Annotated in this window: 9 protein-coding genes; 5 read left to right on the top strand and 4 right to left on the bottom strand. The window is 65.5% G+C overall.

Going from position 1 to position 7,205, the window contains the following annotated elements; genetic code table 11:
• Window positions 1-129 precede the first annotated feature (129 nt).
• From ACLML9_RS14590 to ACLML9_RS14575, 4 genes are all read left to right on the top strand, one after another.
• Window positions 130-321, top strand: a complete 192-nt coding sequence (locus ACLML9_RS14590) for a PspC domain-containing protein (RefSeq protein WP_030522246.1) — start codon at window positions 130-132, stop codon at window positions 319-321.
• 332 nt (window positions 322-653) lie between these two features.
• Window positions 654-971 carry a hypothetical protein gene (locus ACLML9_RS14585; protein WP_411946028.1) on the top strand — a complete coding sequence of 106 codons (318 nt, stop codon included), beginning with the start codon at window positions 654-656 and terminating at the stop codon, window positions 969-971.
• 3 nt (window positions 972-974) lie between these two features.
• Entirely contained in the window at window positions 975-2,732 is a 1,758-nt protein-coding gene (locus ACLML9_RS14580; protein ID WP_411946027.1) for a hypothetical protein, read from the top strand.
• 51 nt (window positions 2,733-2,783) lie between these two features.
• Complete coding sequence (locus ACLML9_RS14575; RefSeq protein ID WP_411946026.1) at window positions 2,784-3,251, top strand: hypothetical protein; 468 nt, start codon at window positions 2,784-2,786, stop codon at window positions 3,249-3,251.
• Window positions 3,252-3,364: 113 nt separating this feature from the next.
• On the opposite strand, the gene ACLML9_RS14570 is transcribed toward ACLML9_RS14575, so the two are convergent.
• From ACLML9_RS14570 to ACLML9_RS14560, 3 genes are read right to left on the bottom strand one after another with little or no spacing between them, the layout of a single operon-like run.
• Window positions 3,365-4,243 (bottom strand): hypothetical protein, encoded by an 879-nt coding sequence (locus ACLML9_RS14570; protein WP_411946025.1) that lies wholly within the window; start codon window positions 4,241-4,243, stop codon window positions 3,365-3,367.
• Window positions 4,240-4,578: a hypothetical protein gene (locus ACLML9_RS14565; protein ID WP_411946024.1), complete on the bottom strand. Its 339-nt coding sequence runs from the start codon at window positions 4,576-4,578 to the stop codon at window positions 4,240-4,242. Before ACLML9_RS14565 ends, ACLML9_RS14570 begins: the two co-directional genes overlap by 4 nt.
• 3 nt (window positions 4,579-4,581) lie before the next feature.
• Window positions 4,582-5,241, bottom strand: a complete 660-nt coding sequence (locus ACLML9_RS14560) for a YbaB/EbfC family nucleoid-associated protein (protein ID WP_411946023.1) — start codon at window positions 5,239-5,241, stop codon at window positions 4,582-4,584.
• A gap of 275 nt (window positions 5,242-5,516) precedes the next feature.
• On the opposite strand from ACLML9_RS14560, the gene ACLML9_RS14555 reads away from it, so the two are divergent.
• Entirely contained in the window at window positions 5,517-5,843 is a 327-nt protein-coding gene (locus ACLML9_RS14555) for a hypothetical protein (protein ID WP_411946022.1), read from the top strand.
• Between the two features lie 132 nt (window positions 5,844-5,975).
• Here the strand turns inward: ACLML9_RS14555 and ACLML9_RS14550 are convergent, their stop codons facing one another.
• On the bottom strand, window positions 5,976-7,205 hold the full coding sequence (locus tag ACLML9_RS14550; RefSeq protein ID WP_411946021.1) for an NAD(P)/FAD-dependent oxidoreductase: 1,230 nt from the start codon (window positions 7,203-7,205) through the stop codon (window positions 5,976-5,978).

The raw sequence follows: 7,205 nt of genomic DNA, 5'->3' as shown, positions 1-7,205 counted from the left end.
CTCAGGGATCCACCCTGAGCCGCGGACCCCGGAAATCAGGGTGCGGGTCGGTAGCGCTGCCGATGCGGGCCGCCGGCCGGGTGCGGATAGTGGACGGTGTAGCAACCGCGATCGAAAGGTAGGACCGCCATGACCGCCCCCGCACGCCGTTTCACCCGCTCCACCGCCGACAAGTGGATCGGCGGAGTCTGCGGCGGTATCGCCGAATACTTCGGCTGGAGCTCCGGCCTCGTCCGGCTGCTGTTCGTCGTGTCCTGCGTGCTGCCCGGCCCGCAGTTCCTGATCTATCTGGCGTTGTGGATCTTCATGCCGAAGCGGTGATACCGGCGGTGCGCCGGCCGTCCTCGGTGAACCCCTCTGTGCCCCATGGTCACCAGCAGCCCCGTTCCTGCCCGGGAACGGGGCCGCGCTGTACCGTCGGGGATGGAAAGATGAACCGGAATATTCGCGCGGTCGACCAGTGGAGCTCAGGAGAATCCATGCCTACATCAGGAGAGTTCCGATCAGGGGAAAGTAGGGGAGTGATCGGTGCGCCGGACGCGCGGAGCGGGATGGAACCGAGGCCCGTGCCGGCACGTCGAATCGGGTAGGACGAGCACCGCAGGGCCCATCGGGGGTCACCCGGGAGGGGCGGGGATACGGAGGGGAGACCCATGAGTACGGGTGATCAGACGGTCGGGATGCAGGGCGACGCCCTGGTGGGTCTGGCGAACAATATGCGTACCAGTGCCGATGTGGTGAAGAGGCAGGCCGGTGACGTCGCCGGCAGCATGATCGCTCCCGCCGATACCGGCGCCGAGTACAAGAAGCAGGGGGATGCCGTTCACGCCGGTCTCGAGGCGGTACAGCAATGGCTCAACGATTGGGCCGAGGCCACCCAGCTCACCGGTGATGCAATGGGGCAGACCGTGATCGATTTCTCCACGGTGGACAAGGAAAACGCCGTCAACACCCAGCAGGCGGCGAGCTGAGCAATGGCCGACAACCCGAACGCGCCCGCGGCGGAGAATCGCGGCTGCACCCAACTACTCGAAATCGGATCGAAGGCGCTGCGCTACTTCGAGATATTGGAGGTCCGATACCTCCGATGGGTGGGAGACGCGACCCCGCCCGATTTCAAGCGTTATACGGACCTGCACAAACTCTTCTATCACCAGAACGGCCTGAACGAGGATGCCTTCCGGCAAGCCGCCGTTACGCTGAAGACCGTACTCGACCGGGTCGCCACCGAGCGCAATCAGCAGGCCGTTCTCGCCCGGACGCTCCCCACGGTGTGGTCGGGAGAAGCGGCGACCCGGGCGGCGGGCATGATCGCCACGCAACTCCAATTGTCCGAGGCCGATATCAATATCGTGCGCAAAGTCCACGCGGAAATGGACCCGACGCCGCAGGCTCTGCGGCAGGCGGTGGCTATCAAGGCCAAGGCTGCCGAGGGTATTCTGCTGGACGGTGATCCCGAGGTGCAGGGTAAGACCGCCGAAGATATAGACAGCATCATCACCGCCGCCCGGGGATGGGGCTGGAGTAACGTTGCCAGCGACGATAGCCTGGTGGGGAAGATAAAAAACATATTCCCGGAGCTCGAAATCAGCGCATGGGATAATCTGATCATCGCCTCGGGCGACACCAAGCAGAAGAAGATCAGCGATTTCTGTCATAAATGGCTCGATGAGACCTTCAAACCCGAATACGAGTCGAACCTCAAAGAATTCGTGGATGCCTGCAACCAGACGAACCAGCAGGTCTCGGGTATCTACGACGAACTGGTCAAGGCGTTCACCGGCCTGAACGTGACGAAGTATCCGTGCCCCAAGGTTTCGACGACCTCCCCGTCGCCACCCACGAGCCCCGCCGGCACCAACCAGCCCAGCAGCACGGGGACCCCGTCCACCACCACTACTCCGTCGACTACCACTACCCCGTCGACAACCAACACCCCGTCCACGACCGGTACACCCTCGACGAACCCGGCCACTACCGACAACCCGTTGTCCACCATCGCGCAACTCGGCACCCAGCTCGCGTCGTCCGGTATCGGGACCCAGCTGGCCGAGGGACTGAGCAGCCTGGTGGGTTCGGCGAGCGAGCAGATCGGCAGCACGCTCGAGCAGTTGCGGGAACAGGCCGAGCAGGTGCTCGATCCGGACGGCGAGGACGAGCCGGAGAAAGATCTCGACGGTGACGGAGAACCGGATCGGGATGCCGACGGTGACGGAAAGCCCGACAAGGATCTCGACGGCGACGGCAAGCCGGACGCCGATGTGGACGGTGACGGCAAGCCCGACAAGGATCTGGACGGTGACGGCAAGCCGGACGCGGATACCGACGGCGACGGGAGGTCGGATACCGATAAGGGTGTCGAGTTCAACGGTAAGAACTACAAGCTCGAAGTCGGTTCCGACGGTCGGTTGAACCTCGTGGTGGACGATGCGGAGGGCGAGCCGGTCACCTACAAGGTGGAGGTCGGGCCGGACGGCACCCCGGTGATCGTCGGCGAGAACCAGCCCGGTGCGACCCCTCCACCCGGTACCCAGGAACAGCAGCCCGCCGGTCAACCGGCGGGTGTGCCCGGCACGCCGGCCGGAACGAAACAGGAAGACGGCGAGCACCAGCCGCAGAACTACCCGGTGCAGCAGCCCGAAGAGGACGTTGCCGAACCCGGGGAACCCGCGCCGCCGCCGGCGCCCGCGGTGGACACGGGGGCGCAGCTGGCCGAGGCGGGCCCGCTGTGACCGCGGGCAGGAAACGGTGGACGGTTCTGGGGCACGATCGGCGAGGTGGGTATGGCCAGTGAAGTCGAACGGATCGGCGAGGAATGCCGACGCTACGCCGACCGCATGGTGGAGCGGATGGCGGAGACGAAGCGGCGGTCCGAGGCCCGCAGCCGTGAACTGACCGAACAGACAGCCGCCGAGATGCGGCAATTCTGGCGGGAACCGGCGGAACGCGTCGACGACACAGCGGTGCGGGAAGACCCGGCAGCCCGGGAACAGGGCGGGCAATCCGGCTCGAACGAGCAGGTGGGACCGGTGGACGAGCCGTCGCGCGGTGCCGTGCGGCAATCCGGGACCGAGTCCGTCCGGCTGCGGGACGCCGGTACGGCGCGGCTCGACGACGAGGAACTACGCACTCGCCAGGAGGCGATAGCGCGGTCGGCGGCAGCACGGCGGAACCAGCGGGTCGTCACCCCCGTCGACGACGACGGAGATGACGAAGCCCAGTACTACCGGCGCAACAGCTGGTTGGTCTGATCAATTGGGAACTGCGAGGGCCGGCACGCGCAACCTCGATGGTGCGTCGCCCCCCGAGCGCTGAATGGCCTCCGTAGCGAATAGTTGGCTTCTCACCATGCGGGCGCACCCGACTACGTTGTCGCCGTGGGCTGCTCGGTAGGGGCGTCTCCGGAATACCGCCAGATCCAAGCATTTTGCAGGGCTTTGGCGAGTGGCTCGCTGTACGTTCCGAACGACCAGATCACGTCATTGAGCTTCTTCAGATAGGTCATCGTGTCCAGGCTGCTCTTCGCGAGCTTCGCCAGGAACGAGGCGATGACGTGCCCGGCTGCCGCGCCTGCGGTCACCGCGAGTTCGATGGTATATCCGATGGCCGCGCCGAGCAGGGCAGCAATGATATCGCGCACCAGATCCCGCACTATGGCAATAATTTTGGAAGTTTTATCCATCAGCTCGCCGAGTGCGGCCGCCGCGGCCGCGGCCGTGTCGATTGCGGTGAGAACCTCTTCGGCATGATTGCGGTACGCGTCGCCCGCGCTGCCGGACCAGGTGTTGATGTCCGTCTCGATGGTGCGCTGCCACTGGGTCCTCGTCGTGGAGAGTTCGGTCGAAATGGCCTGCCAGGACTTCGAATATGCCGCCACGATCGTGGGGTTGCCGGTGAGCTCTTCGTAGGCCTGCCTGAGCGGCTCGATATGCTCCAGCATCCATTTGGCCACCTGGGTGCCCGCGGAACCGAACGGATCCTTGACTGCCTCGACTGCGGTCGCGGCGACCCCGGCTACACCGAAGACTGCCTCACCGGAGTTGTCTTTCCGCAGATTCCCGTAGATATCCCACGCGTCACCCGCGACGGTGCCTTTGAGTACACCCAGGCCGCCGGTCTCTTGGTCGCCTTCGAGCCCGACATTGGAGAGCCAGGAGACGTCCTCCTGGAAATAGGCATTGCTGTAATGGGACTCTTTGTCGACGAGGTCGTTATCGGGTGGCGCGGCGTCGTCGAAGCTCATTCGGTTTCCTCTATCGCCGCCTGCAGTCCCTGTAGCGTCGTGGCGAACGACCCGTCCGCGTCTTCGAAGGACGTGGCAGTCGCCTTCAGCTTCTCCGGTACCTGGGCGGTGCGCTCACCGGCCGCGCGAATCACTTCGACGGTCGATCGGTGGTTGTCGTCGAACAGCCCTTTGATCGCCGACCGTAGCCAGTCCCCGTACCCGTCATCTGCCGATGCGAGGTAGTTGGCGGCTTCCAGGCATTTGCCCAGGCTGCCCATGAGCGCCTCGACATTGTCCGCGTGATTTCGCACTTCCTCGGGATCGACCGAGACGCTGTCAGGATTGTCGGTCATCGATCACTCCAACCACGATTTCCGGCGGTAGTACTCGGTCTCTTCGTCGGGTTCGTCCGGAGTGACGACCTGATCCTTGCCGGATGTGCGTGGTGCCGGAGGCGGTGTGGAGTCCCACGCGGGTGGCGTCGGACGACGCTGGGAGGAATACGGGTCGGTGGCCTGCCGGGGAAACGTGGAGCCCCAGGTGGGTGGCTCCGGAACATCCCGAGGGGACGGCGGGACGGCGGCCGGCGGCGATGAGCGGCCGGTCTGCGGCGGATCGAGATCCGGCGCCGTCGTCGCACTTGTCTCCGGCTCCGGGAAGCGCCGGTCGAAACCGTCGACGAGTGCGGCACCGGCCGGATCTTCGCCGACGATATCGTGCACCAGTCCGGCAATACCCGGCCGGAGCTTTCCCTGCGCCCGCCGCATACACGCCAGGATCTCGGCGGACAGCACACGCGAATCCATCTCCCGCACACCCGGTGCCAGATCGATGGCGGTCGGAACGCCGCTACTGTCCACAGTGACGCCGACTCGTCCGCCGGCGCCCGATTCGGTCGCCGTCAGAGCTGTCATCCGCTCCTGTAACTCGGCGAACCGCTGAGCTCTGCGCTCCCCATCGGCGGCCAGCTGCGCGAACCCCTCTATCGCGCGGTCCAGATCCATCTCGCCGGCCATCGACACCTTCCCCTGACAAGAACATTCAGCTCGCCCGATCCGCCAACGAAAGGACTTGGGCGCGAATCGCTCCGGCATCCTACGTCGGGTGCCGGAAGCGATTCAATTTCTGGTGGAACCGGTCATCCCGTCGAAAGAGACTTCGCCGAGTGTGTCACCATCATCCGATGAGTTCGGGGGATGCCTTCGGGTTGACGAGTACGCCTCGGTTTCTGCCGGGATACCACGGGTCCGAGGGAGATAGGCGGTATCCGTCACCACGCAAGCTGCGGTCGATGGGTGCCGCGTTGATCGACCTGATCCTGCTGTTCGGCCCGGCTTTTGTACTGGGCATGCTGGTGATCACGGTGGATATGCCGAGAACGTACAGCTATGTGCTGGTGCCGATACCACTTGCCATCATCGGCGGGAACCGGGTCCTGCTGCGGAAATGGGTGCATGCGAGTGCCGGGGAGTTGATCTTCGGGCTGGTGGCGATTCGGGGTCGTGACGGGGCGTGGCCCGGCTGGAGCGAGCTGTTGTCCGGACGTGCGCCGGGTCATGACGGCGTGCCGAATATCGTGTCCGTCCGCCGCTGCGATATCCGAGGTCGCGGCCGCTGAACGGATCGATAGGTGGGGCGGGGCAGCCCGTCGTGCACATTGCCGCTGTTCACCGTCGCGTACGAAATGCTCGGCTCTCGTCGCCGGCGATCTGTGTGCGGCGGCGTCCGGTGGGCGCCGCCGCGCGGTGTCCTATGCGACCGGTGCCGCCGCGTTGTCGCGCTGGGCCTGCAGCAGCTGCGGCCGGTGTTTGCCGTCTTTGAACCAGTGGTGTGAACCCGGCTTGCGCGCCTCGGTCGCCAGATGCTCGAGGCCTGCCTCGCAGGCGAATTCCTTGAGTTTCTTGCCCACGAAACCGCTGAAGTACAGCCGCATGGCGGTCTCGTCCTTGTGGCCGAGCTGGTAGATCCCCGCCTCCCGGCCGAAGCTGAGGCACATGGCGGGGAAAGCCAGGTCGATGGGGGAAGGCTGTTCACCCGCGATGCGGTGCAGCAGTGTGTCGGCAGCGTGCGCTCCGAGGCAGTACGCGGTGTACGCGCTCATCCGGAACGGCAGATCCGACGGAGCCGATGAGTCACCCGCCGCGACAATGCGCTCGTCGTCGACGCTGGTCAGTGTCTCGTCGGTGAGTAGACGCCCGGCGGCATCGGTGCTCAGCCCGCTGCGACCGGCCAGGTCGGGTACCCCGAAACCCACCGTCCAGATCGTGACCGCACTCGCCAACGTCCGCCCGTCGCCGAGTTCTACGGCGTCGCGCGTGACGGCGGTGACCTTCGCATCGGGTCCTTCGATAACGGTCGCTCCCAGCCCGGCAAGGTACTTGCGGGCCGTGCGCCGAGCCTTGGGGTGCAGGTAGGGGCCGAGAACACCGCCGCAGACCAAGGTGACCGGGCGGCCCTGCCCGGCCAGCTCCGCGGCGGTCTCGATACCGGTCGGGCCTCCTCCGACGACCGTTATCGCCGCCGTCGATGGGGTATCGAACAGTTCCGACCGCAGTTTCTGTGCCGCTTCCAACGTGGCGACCGGGTGGGCGAATTCGGCCGCGCCTGGCACCTGCGGCCCGGCGGCGGCGCTGCCCACGGCGTATACAAGGTAGTCGTAGCCGATCGTGCTGCCGTCGGTCAGTGTCACATTGCGGCCGGCGGCATCGATCCGGGTCACACTGCCGGCGACCAGCCGGACGCCGTCGGCCAGGACATCCCGATAGTCGACGACCGCATCGTGGGTCCCGCTGACCAACTGGTGCAGCCGCAGCCGCGGGACGAAGGCTTCGCGCGGATTGATCACGGTCACTGTCACGTCGTCGCGCTGCGTCAGGCGATTGGCCGCCATCACTCCCGCGTACCCGCCGCCGATCACCACCACGTCGATGTTCTTGTTCACGGTGTCTCCTTCGTTTCGAGGGGTTCGAGTACAAGACAT

The sequence above is a fragment of the Nocardia sp. NPDC002869 genome (assembly GCF_046764065.1).
GTDB classification, from domain to species: Bacteria; Actinomycetota; Actinomycetes; order Mycobacteriales; family Mycobacteriaceae; genus Nocardia; species Nocardia rhamnosiphila.
The sequence above is the reverse complement of the archived record's forward strand: the minus strand, read 5'-3'. Positions and strand labels throughout refer to the sequence as shown.

Coding starts and splice junctions, on each gene's coding strand:
- ACLML9_RS14590 (WP_030522246.1), top strand. CDS start 130: ATGACCGCCCCCGCACGCCGTTTCACCCGCTCCACCGCCGACAAGTGG.
- ACLML9_RS14585 (WP_411946028.1), top strand. CDS start 654: ATGAGTACGGGTGATCAGACGGTCGGGATGCAGGGCGACGCCCTGGTG.
- ACLML9_RS14580 (WP_411946027.1), top strand. CDS start 975: ATGGCCGACAACCCGAACGCGCCCGCGGCGGAGAATCGCGGCTGCACC.
- ACLML9_RS14575 (WP_411946026.1), top strand. CDS start 2,784: ATGGCCAGTGAAGTCGAACGGATCGGCGAGGAATGCCGACGCTACGCC.
- ACLML9_RS14570 (WP_411946025.1), bottom strand. CDS start 4,243: ATGAGCTTCGACGACGCCGCGCCACCCGATAACGACCTCGTCGACAAA.
- ACLML9_RS14565 (WP_411946024.1), bottom strand. CDS start 4,578: ATGACCGACAATCCTGACAGCGTCTCGGTCGATCCCGAGGAAGTGCGA.
- ACLML9_RS14560 (WP_411946023.1), bottom strand. CDS start 5,241: ATGGCCGGCGAGATGGATCTGGACCGCGCGATAGAGGGGTTCGCGCAG.
- ACLML9_RS14555 (WP_411946022.1), top strand. CDS start 5,517: ATGGGTGCCGCGTTGATCGACCTGATCCTGCTGTTCGGCCCGGCTTTT.
- ACLML9_RS14550 (WP_411946021.1), bottom strand. CDS start 7,205: ATGTCTTGTACTCGAACCCCTCGAAACGAAGGAGACACCGTGAACAAG.